Source organism: Chryseosolibacter histidinae (genome assembly GCF_018598225.1).
Taxonomy (GTDB): Bacteria; Bacteroidota; Bacteroidia; order Cytophagales; family Cyclobacteriaceae; genus Chryseosolibacter; species Chryseosolibacter histidini.
In genome coordinates this window covers 31,128-54,477 of sequence record NZ_JAHESF010000040.1, presented here as the reverse complement: position 1 = coordinate 54,477, position 23,350 = coordinate 31,128, and the positions used below count along the sequence as shown (strand labels likewise).

Here is a 23,350-nt window from a genome sequence, read left to right as displayed (position 1 = left end):
TAGTCTTTCTTGATCAGAAACCAACGGTAAGGCCGAACACAAAACTCCTTTCGCTGAGGTTACTGCCATTGTTTGCGTTGACAAGCTGGTCATCGATATTGGTGATGGGAACAGGAAGTGTTTGCCCGGCAGGTATGCGGGTTGAGTTTGCATAGAACTCCGGATCACCACCTTTGAAATCCGTCCAGAGGAATGGATTGTATGCTGTGACGTATACTTTCAGGTTCTCCATTTTAAAGCGGGAGATCATCGACTTGGGGAAAGTATAAGAAAGTGATATGTTCCGCATCTTCACGAACGAAGCATCCTGATACAGGTACGCGTTGGGATAATCGATCCTTTCCTGATCTGTAGTAGGACGGGGATACACGTTGGTTGGATTGGTGGGAGTCCAGTAATCCACGAACGCAGGCTCTGTGTACCTTCCGGCGAGCGCGGGCCTGTAATAACCGCTGGCGATGAGCTGTCCCTGACGGGTGTAGACCATGAATGAAAGCTCGACGCCTTTGTAAGAAACGGTATTCACAATACTTCCTGTCCACTTGGGTACGTTGTTACCCCTGATCACCATATCGGAGGCGTTGATCACACCATCAGGCGCATCCTTTACACCGTCTCCATCTGAATCCACGGTAAGCTGATCTTTGATCTTGCCCTGACCGGGGATTCTTCCGTACGCTGCAGCAGCATCTTTTTCATCAGACTGCCATACGCCGATGGGTTCCCAGTCATAATAAGTTGTAATTGGATGGCCAATGAACCAGCGGTTGCCCAGGTCGTCATTGGTTCCTCCATAAAGCTCAACAAGCTCTTCTTTGTTTTTGGAGAAGATGATGCCGGTGGTCCACTTCAGGTCGCCTGCATCGATGTTCACGGAGTTCAGTGAGAGCTCGATGCCGGTGTTGCGTACCTTTCCTACGTTCTCGAGATAAGATGAGAAGCCTGAAGCGGTAGGCAGGTTCCGGTACATCATCAGGTCTTGCGTATTCTGTTGATAGCCTTCGATGCTACCGGTGATACGGCCACCCAGGATGCCGAAGTCAATACCGACGTTCAGCGATTGTGTACTTTCCCATTTCAGGCTGGGGTTCGGAAAGAACTGGGGCACAAAACCCCACGCCGCGCTTTCACCCCATACGTAGGGAGTCTTGATGATCCTTCCCGGTGCCAGGTAAGGTGGCACTGCTGCATTACCCACTTCACCGTAGCCCACACGCAACTTCAATTCGTCAAAAAGATTCAGGTTGTCCATAAAAGCTTCCTGATGGATCTTCCACGCCAGTGATGCCGAGGGAAAGAAACCCCACTTGTTGCCGGGAGCCAGTGGCGACAATCCATCGTAGCGGCCTGTTACCGTCAGGAGGTATTTGTCCATCAATGAATAATTGATACGGCCCATGTACGAGATGAATACCTTTCTTGTAAAATTGGAGCTGAACGCATCAGGCCCTGTGGCATTGGTGGAGCCCAGGTTGTAGAACAGCTGTGACTCATAAGGAAGGTTGGCAACGTTAACACCGGAAGCTTCGAAACGATCTTCCTGGATACTGTAAAGCGCTGTTACACCGAAATTGTGAACGCCCACCTGTTTATCGTAATAAAGCAGGTTCTCCAGCACATAAGTAAAGTTTTGTTCCTGCGAATAGTCTGCCCAGGAAGTTCCACCCCTTCTGTCAGAGGTGAGCGCACCCTGGTAACGTCCTCTTCTGTAATGTTTGAAGTCTGTGCCTACGTTCACGTGATAGCGAAGTCCCTTGATAGGGAGTTTGGCATCGGCATAGAAGCTGCCGAATGCTCTGTTGGTGAGCCTGTCATCGACGAAGTCTTCGATCTCATTGAGCGGGCTGAAGATGAGCGCATCGCCACCAGGCTGAAGGATCACACGCCCTTCGGCGTCATAAGGGATGGCCACCGGAAGCTGGCCGATAGCCCTGAAGTAAAGGGGTGAGCCGTAGTTCTGGGTGGAAGAGGTTCCGGTAATGGTACCGCCCACTTTGATCGCATCGCTGATCTTGTAATCGAGGCCCAGCTTTACGTTGAAACGTTTGAACGCCTGTGACTCCTGGATCCCGCGTTCGCTGTAGTATCCGCCGCCGAAGAACAAACCGATGTTGTCACTTCCTCCGGATACGCTGAACTGGTGGTTTTGTTTGATGCCGGTTCTCAGCGCAAGGTCGCCCCAGTTTGTGTTCCTTACTTTGCTGGCATCATACACCGGGATCTGAAGGTTCGGATCATCGAGCAGCGCACGGAGGTTATTGAGCTTGGTTGTAATGGCAGCAGTTCTTTGGGAACCCACAGGATAACGGATGAGCGCCTGCTGATAGTAGGCTTCGTATGCTTCACGTTCTTCGGCAGTGACAGGCCGTGTTACGGGAATCCTGTTGGCGCGATCAACCCACTGGTATCCGTCAGCAACAGAGTTCCACATCTCGATGTCCTGGCCACTGAACGCTGCAAAGTCCTGCGCTACATCGGCCCAAGGCAAGCTGTACACGAGGCCTGAGTTGTTACGGTTTGCTTCCCTTCTCAGCTCGGCAAACTGGCCGCCGCTCATCATATCGATGGTAGACAGCGCAGAAGAAACGCCAACATAACCATCGTAACTTACTTTTGCTTTACCTGCTTTTCCTCTTTTTGTGGTTACGAGGATCACACCGTTAGCGCCCCTCGAGCCGTAGATGCTGGCGGAGGAAGCGTCTTTGAGCACTTCGATCGATTCTACATCGTTGGGGTTGAAGTCGTTGATGCCTGACCCTTCCGGGAGTGGAATGCCGTCGAGCACAATGAGGGGATCGTTACCACCGATGAGCGAGCGGTTACCGCGGATCCTGATCACCGGGTTCTCACCGGGGCGGAAACCTGATTGCGAGACGTCGACGCCGGAAGCGCGGCCCTGGAGTGCCTGTGAAATGCTCTGCACGGGGATGGCGCGCAGCTGCTCTCCTGATACGGAGGCGAGTGCACCCGTTACATCGCTTTTCTTCACGGTTCCATAACCAACAACAACTACTTCAGACAACGACGTTACATCCGGCTCGATGGCCAGGTTGATGTCGGTTTGTGTGCCCACGGCAACCTCGGTGGTTTTGTAGCCGATGGAGCTGAACACCAGGATGGCATCCGCCGATGAAACTTCGATGGAGTAATTGCCTTCGGCATCCGATACGGTGCCGCGGGTGGTTCCCTTTACAATGATGTTCACCCCCGGGAAGCCAAGGCCATCGTCAGCCGATGTTACGCGGCCTTTGATGGTGCGTTCCTGGAAAGTGGAGAAGGAGTTGTCGCCGTACGCCCAGGTGGCGGCATGACAACACAGGAGGAGCATGAATCCGACCGGCCAAAAGCGCCGGGCAGAACAGTTTAAGTGAGATAGAAGTCTCGTCATACGATTTAGGGTTAGAGTTAATTTGATAGGATGCGCAATCGATTGCACGATCCTTACGAATGTACACCCTAAGATAAAGGAAACTGTCCTGCACTATACCGTTTGTGTAATCGTTTGAAAAAATCAATAAAAAATACAGTGAAACGCCTTATTACCAATTAGTTATAAGTCAAAAAAAGTTTCACAAAATACGAACTGATGTAAGATTCTGCCTTCAGCCTACTGCCCCCCGACCGCTACCGGCAGCAACCGCACAGGACCGATCAACCCTGAATCGCGCGGAAGCCAGCCTGAAGCATCGAATATGTTATGCTTTCGGTTCTCTACTTTGCGCGCCGGGAAATTCACGTTGTAAAACTTCTTCCAGAAGACGTTTCGCTTGTCCATGTCGGCAATGCGGTTAGCCATCAGGTTAGAGACCCTTACCTCGAGCTGGTTGTCGGCTTTCAAAAGTGAAGCGTCTACACGCACCGTATAAGCAGGGCCGATCAACTTGCCCAGGGACTTACCATTCAAAATTGCCTCGGCGCTTTCTTTCACCACGCCCAGGTCGAGCAGCCATGCTTCCGCCTGCGCTTCGGGCTTGCTGAATGACAACGTATACACCGCCGTTCCGGAGAAGGGCTCGTACGGTTTTCCATAAGTGGTCCATGATGCCAGCGTATCTGCCGTGACAGCGGGTGGTAACTCCGGCCCACCTGCAGCGAAGGCGATCTTCCACGGTCCTTTGAGCGCTACTGCCGGGCCAGACGTTTTATAATACGGGAAATCATCTGCTGTCACTGACTTCTGCTGTGCTTCCACGATCAGGGTCTGGCGTGGCGTGAGCTGTACGTATACCTCAGCCGTTGCATTGTTGCCGGTTCGCATCCTGCCTTTTCCGTATTCGCCCGTCATGGCGTCGTACAGGATCACCGTCTCCGGTTTTATTTGTAACGGCAGCCATCCTTCAAATGGTGTATCCTTCGAATTGCTGATCAGGTACACAGTGGTTCCATTCTCATCTTTTTTCCGGATGAAGCTGATGCCGGCATCGGTCATGGCTTCTCTCCGGGTGCCGACCTGTTGCAGCAGCACGTCAATGCTGTCGCCTTCCAGCACTTTGGGGCCTTCATGAAATTGGTTGATCAGCGCTTCGAATGAATGCTTTTTATTTTCCAGGTCCGCGTATCCTGCGGCAGCATCAGGAGCGCCCTGCAGCATGATAATGGTAGCGCCCTTTTCGGCCAGCGCAACGATCTTCTTCAGCGTTGCCAAAGGAATGAAACGGCAATGCGGGACCACCAGTGTTGTGTATGCACTATTGCCCTCGGTTACCAGTGTGCCGTCTTTGAAGATCGTTTTTTCGATCTGGGCGTCGGAGATAAAATCGAACGCGTATCCCTTCGCCAGCATTTTTTCGGCCGCATATGCAAAAGTTGTTCCGGCAAACTGCTTGCCGATGCCATCAAAGTGTTCGATCATTTCCTGGCCATGCACAGCAAAGCGGTCATAGACCGGATAGTAAAGCAGCACATCGTTGTCGGGTTTTGTGCGCTGCAGAAATGACTGGCAACGCGCCACGTACTGGTTGAGCGCATCGAAATCGTTCCACAGAGAATTTCTGGGGTTCAGGTGCACGGCGGCGTAGAAGAGCCATCCCGGCCACGGTTCACCCGGCGGTGAATAAGAAGTGCCGTGATAGAAAATATGATTGACACCGTTGAGCATGAACCGGTCAAGCGCGGTTTTGATATCGGAAAGGTTGGACTCAAAATGTTCGTTCAGCCATGTTGCCGACTCGGATGAGACCAGTTTTTTTCCCGTAACATTTCCGGCCGAAGATGCCATGCGGATGCGCAGTGGTTCCACGCCTTCGATCTCGGGGATATCTACCGTGGCATAAAGGTCGAGGATGTTGGCGGGCGATCCGTGCGCCTGGTTGCGTACAAGCGCGGCGTGCTTGTGTGCCCACGCTTTCCAGGGTTGTGTGAAGTTGGTCAGCAGCAGCTCCGAAATGGTTTCGCGGTAATCGCTGAGCACGCGTTGGTTCTTTTCTTCGGTATCGTGACCCAACAGTGCCGGCAAATGATGACGCAGATCGTAGCCCCTGCGCCTGGCAAACTCATTCAGCAATTCAGGGGTCCAGTCTGCTGCGCCGCGGGCGTCGTCTACTTCGTAGGAGTCATTGAAGAAGCTGCGCAGCGATTTGATGTTGTGAGCTCTGAAGGCACTATCGAACCTGGTGAAATAATGCGCCAATGCATCTGCCGAGAAATGGTCGATCACATTTCCTTCGCCGCCAGGCCCTGCGCGCTCCACCATTTTGCCGTGCCATCCCTGGAATACAGCGTAGAGTTTCCAATTTCCTTCGGGTGCAACCCAGTTCAGTTTTCCCTTTGCATCAACTTTACCGGTAAGGTCGAGCACCTCACCAGACTCGTTGTAGGCCATCAGTGTTTGCAACGGTATTGGCTTTTCGAATTGTACCTGGTCGATGGCCAGCGCCTGAAGATTTTTATTGTTTGCAATGGGATCGACCAGGTCTTCGATCCTGATCTGTTTTCCACTGGCCTGCATGAGCGGCTCCTTGCGGCTACCCTTGGGCTCGGCGCCAACCACAGGGTTGTCATGCACTTCGTAGATCTGGCTGCCGACCGCCCGCAAATACGGTTGCTGAATATATTGAACCGGTTCTTTCAGGGTCTCTCCGCCTTTTAGCTCAAAGACCTTGTGGTACATATTCTTGCACGCATCTTCAGCGCCGATCCAGGGTCCGCCGAATGGCCAGCCCGTGCCCGTAGCCATATCGATGCCCAGCCCCAGGCGCTCACCTTCTTTCAGCGTGTGCATGAGCAGCTCCATCCACTGTGGCGAGAGGTAGTTGATGAACCGGTCTTCATATCCGTGCACGCCGTAGATGGGTGTTATTTCGAGTCCGCCGATGCCTGCTTTTTTGTAGGCTTCCATTTCTGCTGTGATCCCTTCTTTTGTCAGCGCATTGCCGTGCCACCACCAGCGGGTCCACGGCCTGGTTTCAGAGGTGATCTCCGGCCATCCCGGTTGGCGCGGCGGTGTGTTATCGCACGACTGACAGACGATGATCACCGCTGCAATAATGAGGGGGAATAATGCTTTCGAAACAGGGTTCATCTAAGGGATCAAATTTTTGTTTTTATACAAAGGTATTGGCATTGGGAGGTCAGGCATTGGGCATTGGAAAATGCAGCGGGATACAAAGATCGTCTTAACGCCTCAATGCCCAATTTTTATTCGAGATAAAAGACTTCTTCTAACGGTACAGATACTGGCGAATTATCAGGGTTTACTTCCATGATATCGGCCATGTATGCCCACCACTGTTTCACCAGCGCTTCCTTGCCAAGGTCCTGCGATCCGCCCGTGCCGGCTGTTCTCTGAACCGCAAAGAGGGTATCGGTTTCTTCATCGATAAAAATGGAATAGTCGCTGACGCCGGCGTTCTTTAACAGTGTTTTTAAACCGGGCCAGAGATTGTCGTGTCTTTTTTTATACTCTTCTTTGTAGCCGGGCTTCAGTTTCATCTTAAAGGCTGTGCGGTTCATGTTTTTTTTGTGGAAGTTAAAGCTAGTCATCCAGAAAAACGAAAGGTATCCTGTACTACCGGGCTGTTGAAGAGATGAAGAACGCGTTCATAGAAGAGGGGATGTTGGTTTGATTTCCACAACCGGTCAAAAAGCATGACAGTACATGACAGACATACCTCTATCGAGTCATAAAATTGTTATTCTGTTCCACCGTTCGCAAAAACACAGCTCATGGGAATTATTCTTGGTGTATTGTTTCATTTTCTGGGCGGCTTCGCCTCAGGAAGTTTCTACATGGCCTTCAAAAAAGTTAAGGGATGGGCCTGGGAAACTTACTGGCTTATCGGCGGTTTGTTCTCATGGCTGATCGTGCCTCCCATCGCTGCAGCGCTGACACTGCCGGGTTTCTCCGAGATCATCAGTCAGACCGACGCATCGACCCTTGCATGGACTTATACTATGGGTGTTTTGTGGGGCATCGGCGGACTCACTTACGGCCTCGGCATCCGTTACCTGGGCATGTCGCTGGGTAATTCCGTGATCCTCGGATATTGCGCGGCCTTTGGATCGCTCATCCCACCCATTTATTATAATTATTCGCAACAAGCCGGCAAGGTCACGTTCTCAGACATGCTTTCTTCGGGCGGAGGCCAGCTGGTGCTGTTGGGTGTGCTGGTGTGCCTGCTGGGTATTTTCATCTGTGGCCGCGCAGGCATGCTGAAGGAGAAAGATCTGCCCGAAGCACAAAAGAAAAAAAGCATCGCCGAGTTCAACCTCGGGAAGGGACTTGTTGTTGCCACGATATCGGGTATCCTGAGCGCCTGTTTTAATTTCGGCATTGAAGCGGGTAAACCCATGGCTGAGGCCGCGGTGCAGCAAGGTTATAATCCGCTGTTCCAAAATAATGTCACCTATGTGGTGCTGCTGTGGGGCGGACTTACCACTAATTTTCTCTGGTGTATCATTCTTCATCTTCAGAACAAAACGCTCGGCGACTACACCAGTGCGAAGGCTCCGTTGGCAAACAACTATTTATTCTCCGCGCTCGCCGGCACAACATGGTTTCTTCAGTTCTTTTTTTACGGCATGGGTGAAAGCAAGCTCGGCAACGGCGCCAGCTCGTGGATCTTGCACATGGCGTTCATCATCCTGGTATCCAATATGTGGGGCATTGCGCTGAAGGAGTGGAAGGGCGTGAGCGTGAAAACAAAGTTCACCATCGCTACCGGCATCCTCACTATTCTCGCTTCGGTTTTTCTGGTAGGAATTGGTAACGCCCTTACTGAATAAGCGTATTTAATAAAAATATCAACTATATGGCTGCTACAACACAAACGAAATTCAGGCACGTCAGCTACCTGTGGGACGAAAAAAAGGCATCAGAACTGGCTGGCGATGAAGTGGCCCTTCTCATTTACCGGTCTAACCTGCTGGGGGCCGACCTCCGGTTGACCAACTACGGTGGTGGAAATACGTCGTGCAAGGCCATGGCGAAAGACCCACTCACCGGAAAGGAGACGGAGATCATGTGGGTGAAAGGCTCCGGCGGCGACATCGGTACTTTAAAACGCAGCGGACTTGCAGCCCTGTACGTTGACCGGCTGAGGAGTCTCACCAATGTTTACCGCGGCATCCAGTACGAAGATGAGATGGTTGAGCTCTTCAATCACTGCATCTACGATCTTCAGTCGAAGGCGCCTTCCATCGATACGCCCCTTCACGGTTTTCTGCCTTTCAAACACATCGATCACCTTCACCCTGATGCGGCCATCGCTATTGCGGCGGCCAAAGATGGAAAGCGCATCACCCGCGAGCTGTTCAACGGCACCATCGGCTGGGTGGAATGGCAACGTCCCGGCTTTGACCTGGGTCTGAAGCTGAGGCAGTGTGTGGAAGAAACACCGGGCATCCGCGGTATCATGCTGGGGTCGCACGGGCTTTTCACCTGGGGAGACACCGCTTATGAAAGTTACATGAACACGCTCGAAGTGGTGGAGCGCTGCGCCGAGTACCTCGAAGAGAATTTAGGCAAGCGAAGACCTGTGTTTGGTGGCACGAAGTTGAAAAGTCCTGACAAGGCACAACGCCTGGAGCAGGCCTCCGCGCTTGCACCCATCCTGCGTGGATTCTGCTCGAGTCAGACACGCATGATCGGCCACTTCACGGATGACGATCGCGTGCTCGAATACATCAACTCGAAAGACCTCGACCGGCTCGCACCCATGGGCACCAGCTGCCCGGATCATTTTCTGCGCACCAAGATCAGCCCTCTTGTGTTGAGTCTTTCGCCGGATCAGGATCTTTCAGACGTCAAGACTATTAAAGAAAAACTGGCGCCTGCTTTTGAAGCATACCGCGCCATGTACAGGGAATACTACGAAACATGCAAACATCCTGACAGTCCTCCCATACGCGATGCCAACCCCGTGGTGATCTTGTATCCCGGCATCGGCATGTTCACGTTCGCCAAAGACAAACAGACAGCCAGGGTGGCGGCGGAGTTTTACATCAACGCCATCAACGTGATGAAAGGTGCCGAAGCTATTTCTGAATATACATCATTACCAAGGCAGGAAGCATTTAATATTGAGTACTGGTTGCTGGAAGAGGCCAAGCTTCAGCGCATGCCGAAGCCCAAGCCATTGTCTGGCAAGATCGCGCTGGTTACGGGCAGCGCCGGAGGTATCGGGAAGGCTATCCTGAAAAAGTTTGCCGATGAAGGCGCTTGTGTGATCATCAGCGACAATGATCAGAGCCGGCTCACGGAAGCTGAGAACGATTTTAAGAAGCTCTATGGTAAAGATGTGTTTGCGTCTACGCTGATGGATGTAACGAACAGTGACAACATTCGGCAAGCCATGAAAACTGCGGCGCTTGCATTCGGTGGTGTTGACATCATTGTGAGCAACGCGGGCATCTCCATCTCCAAACCGCTGGAAGACCATACCGAAAAAGACTGGGACCTGCTGTATGACATCCTGGTGAAAGGCCAGTTCATGATCACGCAGGCCGGTGTGAATGTGATGCGCAAGCAGGGCCTTGGCGGCGATGTGCTGAACATTGTGAGCAAGAATGCGCTGGTGTCGGGCCCGAACAACGCCGGGTATGGATCGGCAAAAGCGGCCCAGCTTCACCTGAGTCGTCTCAACGCGGCAGAGCTCGGTGCTGACAAGATCAGGGTGAACGTGGTGAACCCGGATGCCGTGATCGCCGACAGCAAGATCTGGGCTGGCGCATGGGCCGAGGGAAGAGCGAAAGCCTATGGTGTGAAAGTGGAAGAGCTTCCGGCCTTCTATGCGAAGCGCACACTGCTGAACGAAGTGATCCTGCCCGAAGATATCGCCAACGCATGTTTTGCTTTTGTAGGCGGATTGCTGAGCAAGTCAACCGGCAATGTGCTGAATGTTGATGGCGGCGTGGCGCCCGGATTTGTTCGCTAGGCGGCGTAGGGGTAAATCAATTTCTTCGAGTCTATCTACCTGTGCAAGCTCCGGGCTTGTGTATTTTTAACTAGGTTAGATAAAAGCTTGTGGAAAGATTTCAGCCATTCTCCCTGCAGTATTGCTGTAAAAGAAGTATTTTATCTATCCTAAACATTTGTTATGCAGCTTGAAAAGTATCAGGTGGACGAACATAACCAGTCGTTGCTGGCGGAGCACAAACGCAGGTTTGAATTTACGGCGCACGGTGTTGCCAATATTGAAGATGTTCTTCAGAAACTGACGGCCTTCCAGATTGCCATCCCCAGCTGGGCGCTCGGCACCGGCGGCACACGCTTCGGAAGATTTGCGGGTGCAGGTGAGCCGCGAAGCCTGGAAGAGAAGATCGAAGACATCGGTTTGCTCCATGCGCTGAACAAATCGAGCGGGGCCATCTCGCTCCACATTCCGTGGGACATTCCCAAAAACGCAGACGCGATCAAAATTCTTGCAGCACAGCATGGCATCCGGTTCGATGCCGTGAACTCCAACACTTTTCAGGATCAGAAAGACCAGAAGCACAGTTATAAGTTCGGATCATTGCAGCACGTGAACAAAGCGGTGCGTGACCAAGCCATCGAACACAACCTCGAAGTGATCCACTATGGCAAAGCACTCGGTTCCGATTCTATCACGGTATGGTTATCGGACGGCTCGTGTTTCCCCGGCCAGCTGAACTTCAGAAAGGCATTTCAGCATACGCTGGATGGACTGCAACAGGTCTACGCCGCGTTGCCCGACAACTGGAAGATGTTTGTGGAGTACAAAGCCTTTGAACCGAACTTCTATTCCATGACCGTTGGCGATTGGGGACAGTCGTTGCTCTACGCTTCCAAACTGGGACCGAAAGCCTACACACTGGTCGACCTCGGCCACCACCTTCCCAATGCCAACATCGAACAGATCGTTTCACTGCTGCTGATGGAGAAGAAGCTTGGCGGATTTCATTTTAACGACTCAAAATACGGAGACGATGACCTTACCGTGGGAAGCATCCGCCCTTATCAATTGTTCCTGATCTTCAATGAGCTGATCGAAGGCATGGATGCCCGCGGCATGAACCACGCTACAGACCTTGGCTGGATGATCGATGCATCGCACAACGTAAAAGATCCGTTGGAAGACCTGCTGCAATCTGTGGAGGCGATCAAGCTGGCCTATGCACAGGCGTTGCTGGTGAACCGCAGGGAGCTGGAGCAGGCGCAGCAGGAAAACGATGTGACCCGCGCGCAGGAGATCTTACAGGCCGCCTATCGTACCGATGTGCGTCCCCTCGTTGCCGAAGCGCGGCTGCGTGCGGGGGCTGCCCTTCAGCCACTCACCCTTTTCCGGAAGTTGAAAGTGCGCACAGAGCTTGTGAAAGAACGCGGCGCCAAAACAGTGGCTACCGGGTTATAAAATATGTTGCAGGGGTGATAGGAAACATTCAATCGTCATGACTACTTCGGTGATCGCTGTATTCGATGCCGGCAAAACGAACAAGAAGCTCTTCCTGTTCGATGAGGCCTACAACATCGTGTTCGAACGTTCGGCACAATTCGAGGAGATACGCGATGAGGACGGAGACCCCTGCGAAGATCTGGAAAGCCTTACCACTTTTGTGAAGCAGTCGCTCGATGAAGTGGTCGCTGGCCGGTCATTTGATGTGAAGGCTGTCAACTTTGCTACTTACGGTGCCAGCTTCGTGAACATAAGTAAGGACGGCAAACCCGTTACACCGCTTTATAACTACCTGAAGCCATATCCGGAAGCATTGAAGAAGAAATTCTATGATGCTTATGGCGGAGACACTGAATTTGCTTTTACCACTGCCTCTCCGGTGTTGGGAAGTTTGAACTCGGGCATGCAGCTTTACCGCCTGAAGCACGAGAAGCCGGCGGTGTTTCAAAAGATACAACATGCGCTGCACCTGCCGCAGTATCTCAGCTTTCTGCTTACAGGAAAAGTATGCACGGATATTACCAGCATCGGCTGCCACACTAACCTGTGGGATTTTAAGAGCCACCAATATCATCGCTGGGTGCAGCAGGAGGGCATCGAAGCAAAGCTGCCGCCGCTCGTTCCGTCAGATTCCACAGTGACCACAAACGTTGGCAATAAAAATTGTCCGGTGGGTGTTGGTCTTCACGACAGCTCTGCGGCGTTGATCCCGTACCTGGTCAACTTTCATGAACCCTTTGTGCTGATCTCTACTGGTACGTGGTGCATCAGCCTGAACCCATTCAACCCGTCGCCACTTACGGCCGAAGAGCTTGCCAGTGATTGTCTCTGTTATCTTCAGTATAAGGGAACACCCGTGAAGGCCTCGCGTCTTTTTGCCGGATATATTCACGATCACCAGGTCGAGCGCATCGCTGCACATTTCCATAAGGCCGCCGGTCACTTTAAATCTGTTTCGTTCGACCGTGCATTTGCGCAGAAGATGAAAAAGGAAGATATTTCGGCAAATGCCCATGCCTCAGGAAAGGATGTCACAGACTCTGTTTTCGAAAAGCGTGACCTCTCGGATTTTAATACAGCAGAAGAAGCTTATCACCAACTCATGTTCGACCTGGTAACACAACAGCGCACGGCCACACAGCGGGTGATCATGGGCACATCTTCGAAACGGATCTTTGTAGACGGAGGCTTTGGTAAAAATGATCTGTACATGAATTTTCTGGCTGCCTTTTTTCCTGGCGCGGAGGTCTATGCAGCTTCGATGCCACAGGCTACGGCCATGGGCGCTGCACTGGCCATTGACCAGGTATGGAATAAAAAACCTCTTCCAAAAGACCTGATCCATTTAAAACATTACTCTGCTGTGAAGGAGCATCAGCTATGAAGGTTGCACTTTTTGTTCCCTGCTACATCGACCAGTTCTATCCCCAGGTTGCCATTGCCACACTCGAATTGCTGGAGAAGCTCAAGGTCTCGGTTCACTTTCCCGAAAGGCAGACGTGCTGCGGGCAGCCGATGGCCAACTCAGGATTTGAGCATCTGACGCAGCCGTGTAACGACCTGTTCATTGAAAACTTTTCAGGCTACGATTACATCGTATCGCCGTCGGGCAGTTGTGTGCTGCACATCAAAGATCACCTGCACGGTAATGAGACGGAAGCAGCCGCCATCCGAAGCCGCACCTATGAGCTTACGGAATTTCTCACGGATGTGCTGCAGGTGAAACAACTGGATGCCACATTCAGCCACAAAGTAGGACTGCATCAGAGCTGCCATGGACAACGTGGCCTCAAGATCGCCCAGATGTCTGAGCTGGTGGCACCGGGTTTCTCCAAATCAGAAAGTTTGCTGAAGATGGTACGGGGCGTTGAATTAATTTCTCTCAATCGGAAGGATGAATGTTGCGGGTTTGGGGGTACTTTTTGCGTCTCTGAAGAAGCGGTCTCAGCGAAGATGGGCAAAGACCGGGTTACAGACCACCTGCAACACGGTGCCGACTACATCACAGGAAGTGACATGTCGTGCCTGATGCACCTGGAAGGAATATTGAAAAGACAAAAGAGCGCCGTGAAGGTCGTACACATAGCAGAGATACTGAATGCATAATACTTTCCCGCAGATCTCGCTGATGCACGCAGAATAGATCTTTATCAGGATCTGCGTTTATCTGCGTGATCAGCGGGAAAAACTTCGAAGACGTGAACGAAACTAAAGAACATAAATCGCACGCAGACCTTGCCGAACGGTTCAACCGGGATGAGGACCGTGTGAACTGGCACGACAAGACATTGTGGTTTATCCGCGAAAAGCGCGATAAGGCGGCGTGGCAGCTGCCCGACTGGGAAAAGCTTCGCGAGACAGCATCACAGATCAAGCACAATGTGCTCAGCAACCTGTACGACTATCTGCTGGCGTTCGAAAAAAATGCACAGACCAACGGCGCCACGGTACACTGGGCTTCCACCCCGGAAGAGCATAACCAGATCGTTCACAGCATTATCCAAAAGCATGGTGTCACCAACATTGTGAAGAGCAAATCCATGCTCACGGAAGAATGCCACATGAACGATTACCTGCAGGCGCGGGGCATCAACGTGGTGGATACTGATCTCGGCGAGCGTATTGTTCAGCTTGCCGGCGAGCCTCCCAGCCACATCGTGTTGCCATGCATTCACTGGAAGAAAGAAGAGATCGGTGAATTGTTCAGTGAACACCTGGGTACACCTAAAGGCAACGCCGATCCACAGTTCCTGACGGCGGCCGCAAGACAACACCTCCGTGAAAAGTTCATGACCAGCAAGCTTGCCATCACGGGTGTGAACTTCGCTGTTGCTGAAACAGGAGAATTTGTGGTGTGCACCAATGAAGGTAACGCCGACCTCGGTGTGCAGCTGGCGGATGTGCACATTGCCTGTATGGGCATCGAAAAGATCATCCCGCAGCGAAAGCACCTGGGTGTGTTCCTCAGGCTGCTGGCACGGAGCGCCACGGGGCAACCGATCACAACCTACTCCAGCCACTTCAAAAAACCGAGGCCTGGCCAGGAGCTTCACATCGTGCTGCTTGACAACGGCCGCAGCGAGCGTCTGGGAAGTGAAGATTTCCGGAATGCGCTGAAGTGTATTCGCTGCGGGGCGTGCTTCAACACATGCCCCGTGTACAGGAGAAGCGGTGGTCATAGTTATCACAATGCAGTAGCCGGACCGATAGGCTCCATTCTCGCACCCGGGCTCGACATGAAACATTACGCAGATCTTCCGTTTGCTTCTACACTTTGCGGCTCATGCTCAAACGTGTGCCCTGTCAAGATCGATATTCATGACCAGCTCTATAAGTGGCGGCAGGTGATCGTACAGCAAGGATATGCTCCTGGCGGAAAAAAAATAGCAATGCAGGGAATGACTGCCGTGTTGTCTGATCCAAATATTTTTAGGCGCGCCGGTGCTTTTGGCCGGTGGATTATGCGGTATCTCCCTTTTCTCGTGAACAACCCGCTCAACCCGTGGTATAAGCAGCGCAATATGCCGGAAGCCCCCGCACAGTCGTTCAGGAAATGGTATAGCAAGAACCGGAAGAATCATGGATAGCAGAGAAAAGATCTTGTCGCAGGTGAGAAAGAATCAGCCGGGTGTGGCGATGCTTCCCGATCTGAATTTTTCTTCTTCGTCTGATAACATCGCCGAGAAGTTCAGCACGGTGCTGGTGAACATTGGCGGCGCGGTGCTGGAAGTGAGCGGATGGGATGAGCTTCACGCAAGCCTCGTCACTAATTTCACAAACAAACGGATCGTCACCACCATCCCTGAACTGAATCAGCGAATTGGTACTGTCGACTTCAGGCAGGATCCACACTTGCTGGAGAATGTGGCATTGGCGGTGCTTCCCGGAAAATTTGCCGTAGCCGAAAATGGTGCGGTCTGGATCACCGACGAAATGATGGGTGACCGCGCTTTACCTTTCATCTGCGAGAACCTTGCCCTCGTCATTCGCAAACAAGATATCCTGCCCACCCTCAACGAAGCATACCAGCAGATAGGGATGTCGTCCTACAACCTCGGCACTTTCATTGCAGGCCCATCAAAAACCGCCGACATCGAGCAGTCGCTCGTGCTCGGAGCCCATGGCGCGAAGAGTTTGGTGGTGTATTTGATGAAATAGGTACGAGGTACGAAATACGAGGTACGCGGACCAGTGCTTGACCGAAGGGTCGCTCTTCTGACTCCTGGCTTCTGGCTCCTGACTTCTGGCCAAACACCACACCCCGATCGATGTAAGATTAATCCCCACTTCCCCTGAATATAGTCTTACTTTTTTCTCACTTTTGAGAAAACTTTTCCGTAATGTCTTCCCAGACAATCATTTTTTTCGGAGCTGTGACCCTGCTGGCATTCTGCTATGGGCATTCACCTGCACAACAACAAACCACGCAGCAAACCATACAATGGTACGAGCGCTTTTTCAGGGACAAGCAGACCTCTGCTGAAAATGACCTGAAGCAGGCCGTGGCTGACCTGGACGAAGCGGTTGATGCCCACGACGCGACGGCGGAAGCCATGGCAAGCAAAACACTCGGTCTGATCCATCTCACCCGAACGCACGATTACGAAAAAGCGATGGACTTCTTCATCCGTTCACTGTCCATTGAAGATTCGTTATCGCTGAAGCAGGATCAGGTCTACACCTATCTGGCCATGGCGCATGTGTTTGAAGAAGCGGGCGATCCTTACAAAAGCCTCGAGTTGCTGGAACAGGCTCACGCGTTGAACGATCAGTTCCGGGATGTTGATCTGCTGGTGCTGATCCTCAACAAGCTTGGAGAAACCAACGCCTCCATTGGCAGGATCGATGCTGCTTTTGAGAACTATGAGACGGTGCTCAGCTACAAAGACGACGTGGAGGATGCGCGGCACGAGGCTGCAGCTTTGCTGAACATCGCCCACCTTTATACCGACCAGGGAAAATACGAGAAGGCGCTTGAAACGCATAAGGAGGCACTGCGCATCCGCCGTGAGATCCGTGATAAAAAGAACGAAGCGCTTTCGCTGAACGACATCGGTGAGCTGTATCGCCTGATGAAGAACGAAGAAAAAGCGCTGGCCAACCACGTTGTGGCGCTGGAGATCCGGCAGGCCCTTGGCGACAAACGCGATCTTGCCGAGTCTTTCAACAACATCGGTGTGTTGTATTTCCAGCAGAAGAATTTTGAACGCTCCATCGCCAACCTGTTGCTGGGCCTTGCCGCCGCGCGCGATGCACAAGCCCGCGAGCAGATCAGGAGAAGCTACGATTACCTCAGTCAATGCTACAGCGCGTTGGGCGACTATCAGAAAGCCCTGGCCTACAAAGATGATTTTGTGCTCATCAACGATTTCATCCAGAACGAAAAAACGGAGCAGCGGCTGCTGGCCACTCAAAACCGGTATGTGATGGATCAGAAGCAATCGCAGATCGAAAGACTCGATGCCATCCGCGCCGAGCGTGAAAAGGAGCTGCAGGCCCAGAAACAGTTCAGGAATTTCCTGGTAGCCCTGATCGCCCTCGCCGCCGTGATCGTTCTGCTCACGCTCTACCTGTACATTGTCAAGCGGCGCTCCAACAAAGTACTGCAGGTGGCCAATGCCAGGGTGCAACAACAGAACCTTCAGCTGCAGGAGCTGAACGCTACCAAAGACAAGTTCTTCTCCATCATCAGCCATGACCTCAAAGGGCCGTTGAACTCTTTTACTTCCTTTTCGGGATTGCTCATCAACCATACCGACAGCCTGAGCAAAGATGAGATCAAGATGCTGGCGAAAGACCTCGATAAGTCATTGAAGAACCTGTTCGCGTTGCTGGAGAACCTGTTGGAATGGTCGCGCTCACAGACCGGCAGCATCGAGTTCAAACCCGAACGCTTCGACCTGCCGGCGCTGCTGCAACAGAATAAAGAGCTGCTGCAAGCCCAGGCCCAGAACAAAAAGATCACCCTTGAAAGTCAATATGCCGATGCGCTTACCATCAATGCGCACAGGCACTCCGTGAATACCGTGGTGCGCAACCTGATCTCCAATGCCATCAAGTTCACCCCCGAAGGAGGAACCATTGTGCTGGGCATGAAACAAAGTGATGACAAAGTGATCGTTTCCATCAGAGACAACGGGGTAGGCATGCCTCCGGAAGTGGTGCAGAAGCTCTTCCGCATCGACACAAAATATTCAACCAAAGGCACGGCAGACGAAAAAGGAACCGGCCTCGGCCTGATCCTCTGCAAAGAGTTCATCGAAAAGAATGGCGGACGGATCTGGGTTGAAAGTGAGGTAGGGAAGGGCTCGGTATTCAGCTTTGCCTTGCCTTATGTAGGCGAGTATGCGGCGGTTACTCAATAAGTGAACGTTATCAGTCCACGGTCGACAGTCCACTGTCCACTGCAGTGGAGTGTTGGAACTTAATGTTGCCTACGAAGTCCTGATTGGTTTCTCACACCGAACTACTGTGGACCGTCGACCGTGGTCTGTGGACTCTAAAGCGACATCATGTCCTTGAACTTGGCTGCCTGGCGACGGCTTACTTCCACTTTGTCGCCACCTTTCAACCTTACCATAAGCCCACCGTTGAACCAGGGTTCGATGCCTTCTACCCAGCTCAGGTTTACAATGTGCTTGCGGCTTGCGCGGAAGAAGGCACGTTCGTCAAGTTTTTCGTCCAGCGCGTTCAGCGACTTATGGATCATGGGACGGTTGTTATCGAAATATACCTTGATGTAATTGCCGTCAGATTCAAAGAGTCTTACGTTGCTCAGGCTCACAAACCAGCAACGGTCGCCATCCTTCACAAAAACCTGGTCGTTCAGTCCCAGCTTTTTCTCAGGGCCATGCACGGCTACTGCTTTCGCGCGTTCTTTTTCCGAAAGCTTGGCAATGGTCTCGGACAGGCGCTCGGGATGGATCGGCTTGAGCAGGTAATCCAGCGCGTTGACTTCGAATGCCTTCAGGGCGAACTCATCGTAAGCCGTTGTAAACACCACCAGGGGAACCGAATCCAGCATCTCCAGCAGCTGGAAACCGGTTTTTCCCGGCATCTGTATATCCAGGAATAAAAGGTCGGGATTTAACTCGTTGATCATCGGCACGGCTTCATCGGCATTCATCGCCTCGCCAATCACTTCAATCATCGGATGGTCTTCCAGCAGCTTCATCAACTCCTTTCGCGCCAGTCGCTCGTCATCCACGATTAATGCTCTCATACTTTCTTGTTTTGAGGTATAACAATTTCGGTCAGGACAAAATTATCGTTTTCGTTCACAATACGAAATGCCGCTTCATCGCCATACAGCAGTTTTAGACGTTGTACAGTGTTTTTTAGACCGATACCCGTTTTGTTCCGCTTGACACCATTTACCAGATGACCACTGTTCCGGATCTGGACCTTCAAACGCCCCCTGTCAACGATTGTTTTAAGCTGGATAATGCCACCGGCCGTAAGCTTGGATATACCGTGTTTGATCCCATTCTCTACCAGCGTTTGGATCATGAGCGGTGGTACAAAGAAGTCGTGCGACTCCGGATGGATATCGAATTCCGTTTTAAGCCGCTCCTCGAACCGGATGCTCTCTAGGCCGAGGTAATCTTTCACTATTTTCAGCTCGTCGTCGAACTTGGTCAGCCCCTTCTTTTCAGAGGCCAGCGAGCTTCTCAGGATGTTGGAAAGCTGGTTGATAGCCTGCTTCGATTTCAGAGGATTCTCATCCACCAGGGCGCGGATGCTGTTCAACGCATTGAAGATGAAATGCGGATTGAGCTGCGACTTCAGGTTGTTCAGCTCGATCTGCACCATGGATGCCTCGTATTTCAGGGCCTTGTTATACTGATCGAAATAATGGTAAGTAAAGTATAACACCGACCACAGAAAGAGGATCATGGCATATACGGAGGTCAGCCCCAGGATCCGAGAAGGATCAAGCGCTACATTCTTATCGAATAAGCCCAGCAGAAAACTTACCGGCATCCTGAAAAAGTATACAGCGAGCGCCAGCAACCCGATGCTGGCCAGCACCCTGGGAATAAGGCGCTGCATGTTGAGGTTGATCCACTTCCGCTGTTTCACAAAGAGGCGGAAGCAGTGGGTGAGCAGCAAAAAGATGAGCGCTTCATAGGCCAGGAAAACAACCCTGCGCGGGCTCACCGTTCCTGACTGGAGAATGCTGCTGGAAACGATCTGAACGATCCCATACACGAGCCATCCGCCGATCTGCAAGGTCCAGTAAAGTCTCCTTTTTACCACGGGTTAAAATTAATGATTTATCAGCGAAGCACGGCTCCGCTTTTTTACCAGCGGAAAACTTAAAAGTACTTGAACTGGAGCAGGTACAGGAACAGGATACCGGTGGCGCCAATGAGCACCCACGAAGTGATCACCAATGCCTTTTTATAAACGATCAGCTTGGGCTCGAACGTGAGCGCATTGAAAATGAACGCCAGACCTGCGGTTCCATACAGTGCAAACTCGAGATGGTCTTTGATCACGAGCTGGTAGATGGCAACGCCAATGAAAATGAGTCCGAAAAGATACTGCCGGGTGAGAGATCTCATGAAGATGAAAGTTATGGTATTTTATCCCAGCTCGGCTTTCAGGAACTTGCCGGTAAAGCTGGCCGGATTTTTAGCTACCTCCTCGGGTTTCCCCATCGCTACAATTCTTCCGCCTTTCTCTCCTCCTTCGGGTCCCAGGTCAACAATATGGTCGGCCGATTTGATCACGTCCATGTTGTGCTCGATCACCAGCACGGTGTTGCCTTTGTCCACAAGCTTCTGCAGCACGTCGAGCAGGTGCGCGATGTCCTGAAAATGCAGCCCGGTGGTGGGCTCATCGAGGATATAAAAAGTTTTACCGGTATCGCGTTTCGAAAGCTCCGTCGCCAGCTTCACCCGTTGTGCTTCACCGCCGGAGAGGGTAGTAGCGTGCTGCCCCAGGGAGATGTATCCCAGGCCAACTTCAGAGAGTGTCTGGATCTTTCTCAGGATCTTGGGCTGGTTCTCGAAGAATGTAACGGCTTCTTCCACCGTCATGTCGAGCACATCCGAAATGGATTTACCTTTGAACCTTACTTCCAGCGTCTCGCGGTTGTAACGTTTGCCCTTACATGTTTCGCATGGTACGTGGATGTCGGGCAGGAACTCCATCTCGATCAACCGGAGGCCGGCACCTTCGCAGGTCTCGCAGCGTCCACCTTTCACGTTGAAAGAAAACCTTCCGGATTTGTAGCCACGGATCTTCGCTTCTGGCAGCTGGGCAAAGAGGTCGCGGATGTCGGTGAAGACACCGGTATACGTTGCCGGGTTTGAACGGGGCGTGCGCCCGATCGGCGACTGGTCTACCTCGATCACCTTATCGATATGTTCGAGCCCTTCGATCTTTTTGAAGGCAAGCGGCTCTGTTCTCGAGTTGTAAAAATGCCTGTTCAGGATGGGGAACAACGTTTCGTGGATCAACGTGGATTTTCCACTTCCGGAAACGCCTGTGATGCAGGTGAGCGTACCGAGCGGAATGCGCAGGTCTACATTCTTCAGGTTGTTGCCCCCGGCGCCCGTGAGCACCAGCGCCTCGTCTTTTCCTTTTCTCCGTTCTTTCGAGTAGTTGATGCCGAGCTTGCCGCTGAGGTATTTCGCGGTGGTGCTGTTGTTTTTCAGGAACGATGCCGGGTCGCCCTCAGCCACCACGTGGCCGCCATGACGTCCCGCGCCAGGCCCGATGTCGAGAATGTAATCCGATTCCAGCATCATATCTTTATCGTGCTCCACAACCACCACAGAGTTGCCGAGGTCGCGCAGGTCTTTGAGCGCCTTGATGAGCTTCACGTTATCGCGGGCATGCAATCCGATGCTGGGCTCATCCAGAATATACAGCACACCTACAAGCTGGGTGCCGATCTGTGTGGCAAGCCTGATGCGTTGTGATTCTCCGCCGCTCAGTGTTCTGATGGGGCGGTTCAGGTTCAGGTAATCGAGGCCAACGTCGAGCAGGAACCCGATGCGTTTCCGGATCTCTTTCAGCACTTCGGTAGCAATGACCTTTTGTTTTGAGTCGAGACGGTTTTCGAGTCCGTTGAACCAGGCCTTCAGCTCGCTGATGCCCATGGTAGCCAGCTCTGCGATGTTCTTTCCGTCGATCTTGAAATGCAGCGATTCTTTTTTGAGGCGCGCGCCATTACACTCCGCACAGGTTTTGATGATGGTGAAATCTTCAACCCATTTCTTGATGGATTCAGAGCCTTCGTCGCGCTGTTTCTCCAGGAAGTTTACAATGCCTTCAAATTTTGTCGACCATTCTGTGCCCGGATATTTTACTGAAGGAACACCTACCGGCACATCGTCACCATACAACAAGATCTGGATCACATCTTTCGGAATGCTCTTGATCGGTGTGGTCAGCGTGAGCTTGTAACGTTTCAATATCGATTCGATCTTCTTGAAGATCCAGATGTCTCTGTATTCTCCCAGGGGCAGAATACCGCCGCGGCTGATGCTAAGACTCTTGTCTGGGATCACCGATGCTTCTGTGATCTCTTCGATCTGCCCAAGTCCGTTGCAAACAGGGCATGCGCCGTATGGGGAGTTGAAAGAAAAAGAGTTCGGAGCGGGCTCGTCATAAGACAATCCGGTTTTGGGATCCATCAGGTATTTGGAGAAGTGGTGTACCTTGCCATTCTCTTCCTGCAGCATCATCACACCTTTGCCTTCTTTCAGCGACTTGGAGATGGATTGCCCGATGCGTGCGCGGTCTTTTGGATCGGCAACGATGCGGTCCATCACTACTTCAATGTCGTGGATCTTGTAGCGGTCTACCTGCATTTTGGGTGTGATCTCCTGGATCTCGCCGTCTACACGCACTTTGGTATAACCCGATTTACGGATCTGCTGAAAGAGCTCGCGGTAATGTCCTTTGCGGCCTTTTACGATCGGCGCCAGCAGTATAAGCTTTTTGCCTTTGAAGTTGCCGAGCAGGGTATCGAGGATCTGGTCTTCTGATTGCCGCACCATTTTCTCACCGTTAAGATATGAAAAGGCTTCGCCGGCCCTGGCGTAGAGAAGACGCATGAAGTCGTAGATCTCTGTAACGGTGCCTACCGTTGAGCGCGGATTGCGCGAGGTTGTTTTCTGCTCGATGGAGATCACGGGGCTCAGGCCGTTGATCTTGTCAACATCCGGCCGCTCGAGGTTGCCGATAAAGCTCCGGGCATACGCGGAAAAGCTTTCCATGTACCGGCGCTGTCCCTCCGCGTAAATGGTATCGAACGCAAGCGACGATTTGCCGCTTCCGCTGATGCCGGTGATCACCACCAGCTTGTTGCGGGGAAAGGCTACGTTGATGTTCTTGAGATTGTGCTCCCGGGCACCGATTACCTCTATATTTTCAAAACCTGTCAGGTCTGTTACTTTCTTTTGTGCTGCTGCTTTGGCCATGGCCGGTAAATATGGAAAGAATACAAAAATGAAATCCATATGGTTTCAAACCAAATGAAT

Annotated in this window: 15 protein-coding genes; 8 read left to right on the top strand and 7 right to left on the bottom strand. The window is 52.0% G+C overall.

Features of this window, described 5'->3' with window-relative positions:
- Positions 1–13: 13 nt before the first annotated feature.
- From KK083_RS26305 to rhaM, 3 genes are all read right to left on the bottom strand, one after another.
- Positions 14–3,328, bottom strand: a complete 3,315-nt coding sequence (locus KK083_RS26305; RefSeq protein WP_254169049.1) for a SusC/RagA family TonB-linked outer membrane protein — start codon at positions 3,326–3,328, stop codon at positions 14–16.
- Between the two features lie 279 nt (positions 3,329–3,607).
- A complete protein-coding gene (locus KK083_RS26300; protein ID WP_254169048.1) occupies positions 3,608–6,520 on the bottom strand; it encodes a glycosyl hydrolase in 2,913 nt (970 codons plus the stop codon).
- 116 nt (positions 6,521–6,636) lie between these two features.
- Complete coding sequence (gene rhaM, locus KK083_RS26295) at positions 6,637–6,951, bottom strand: L-rhamnose mutarotase (protein WP_254169047.1); 315 nt, start codon at positions 6,949–6,951, stop codon at positions 6,637–6,639.
- Positions 6,952–7,164: 213 nt separating this feature from the next.
- Here rhaM and rhaT point away from each other — a divergent pair, with 213 nt between their 5' ends.
- The 8 genes from rhaT (at position 7,165) to KK083_RS26255 (ending at position 18,217) form a co-directional block, all read left to right on the top strand.
- Positions 7,165–8,223, top strand: a complete 1,059-nt coding sequence (rhaT, locus tag KK083_RS26290) for an L-rhamnose/proton symporter RhaT (RefSeq protein WP_254169046.1) — start codon at positions 7,165–7,167, stop codon at positions 8,221–8,223.
- Positions 8,224–8,249: 26 nt separating this feature from the next.
- A complete protein-coding gene (locus KK083_RS26285) occupies positions 8,250–10,373 on the top strand; it encodes a bifunctional aldolase/short-chain dehydrogenase (protein ID WP_254169045.1) in 2,124 nt (707 codons plus the stop codon).
- 162 nt (positions 10,374–10,535) lie between these two features.
- The gene (locus tag KK083_RS26280) at positions 10,536–11,810 is read left to right on the top strand and encodes a sugar isomerase (RefSeq protein WP_254169043.1); all 1,275 of its coding nucleotides are present in this window, start codon (positions 10,536–10,538) and stop codon (positions 11,808–11,810) included.
- Between the two features lie 37 nt (positions 11,811–11,847).
- Positions 11,848–13,236, top strand: coding sequence for an FGGY-family carbohydrate kinase (locus KK083_RS26275; RefSeq protein WP_254169041.1), 1,389 nt, complete (start codon positions 11,848–11,850; stop codon positions 13,234–13,236).
- Positions 13,233–13,958, top strand: a complete 726-nt coding sequence (locus KK083_RS26270; RefSeq protein ID WP_254169039.1) for a (Fe-S)-binding protein — start codon at positions 13,233–13,235, stop codon at positions 13,956–13,958. The genes KK083_RS26275 and KK083_RS26270 overlap by 4 nt, the downstream gene beginning before the upstream one ends.
- A 92-nt stretch (positions 13,959–14,050) precedes the next feature.
- Positions 14,051–15,439: a lactate utilization protein B gene (locus KK083_RS26265; protein WP_254169037.1), complete on the top strand. Its 1,389-nt coding sequence runs from the start codon at positions 14,051–14,053 to the stop codon at positions 15,437–15,439.
- Positions 15,432–16,010: a LutC/YkgG family protein gene (locus KK083_RS26260; RefSeq protein ID WP_254169035.1), complete on the top strand. Its 579-nt coding sequence runs from the start codon at positions 15,432–15,434 to the stop codon at positions 16,008–16,010. The genes KK083_RS26265 and KK083_RS26260 overlap by 8 nt, the downstream gene beginning before the upstream one ends.
- A 182-nt stretch (positions 16,011–16,192) precedes the next feature.
- A complete protein-coding gene (locus tag KK083_RS26255) occupies positions 16,193–18,217 on the top strand; it encodes an ATP-binding protein (RefSeq protein ID WP_254169033.1) in 2,025 nt (674 codons plus the stop codon).
- 134 nt (positions 18,218–18,351) lie between these two features.
- On the opposite strand, the gene KK083_RS26250 is transcribed toward KK083_RS26255, so the two are convergent.
- The 4 genes from KK083_RS26250 to uvrA are packed head-to-tail and all read right to left on the bottom strand — an operon-like array spanning position 18,352 to position 23,290.
- Positions 18,352–19,074 (bottom strand): LytR/AlgR family response regulator transcription factor, encoded by a 723-nt coding sequence (locus tag KK083_RS26250; RefSeq protein WP_254169031.1) that lies wholly within the window; start codon positions 19,072–19,074, stop codon positions 18,352–18,354.
- Complete coding sequence (locus KK083_RS26245) at positions 19,071–20,111, bottom strand: sensor histidine kinase (protein ID WP_254169029.1); 1,041 nt, start codon at positions 20,109–20,111, stop codon at positions 19,071–19,073. Before KK083_RS26245 ends, KK083_RS26250 begins: the two co-directional genes overlap by 4 nt.
- 59 nt (positions 20,112–20,170) lie before the next feature.
- Positions 20,171–20,419 carry a hypothetical protein gene (locus tag KK083_RS26240; RefSeq protein WP_254169027.1) on the bottom strand — a complete coding sequence of 83 codons (249 nt, stop codon included), beginning with the start codon at positions 20,417–20,419 and terminating at the stop codon, positions 20,171–20,173.
- Between the two features lie 21 nt (positions 20,420–20,440).
- Entirely contained in the window at positions 20,441–23,290 is a 2,850-nt protein-coding gene (uvrA, locus tag KK083_RS26235; RefSeq protein WP_254169067.1) for an excinuclease ABC subunit UvrA, read from the bottom strand.
- Between the last annotated feature and the right edge of the window lie 60 nt (positions 23,291–23,350).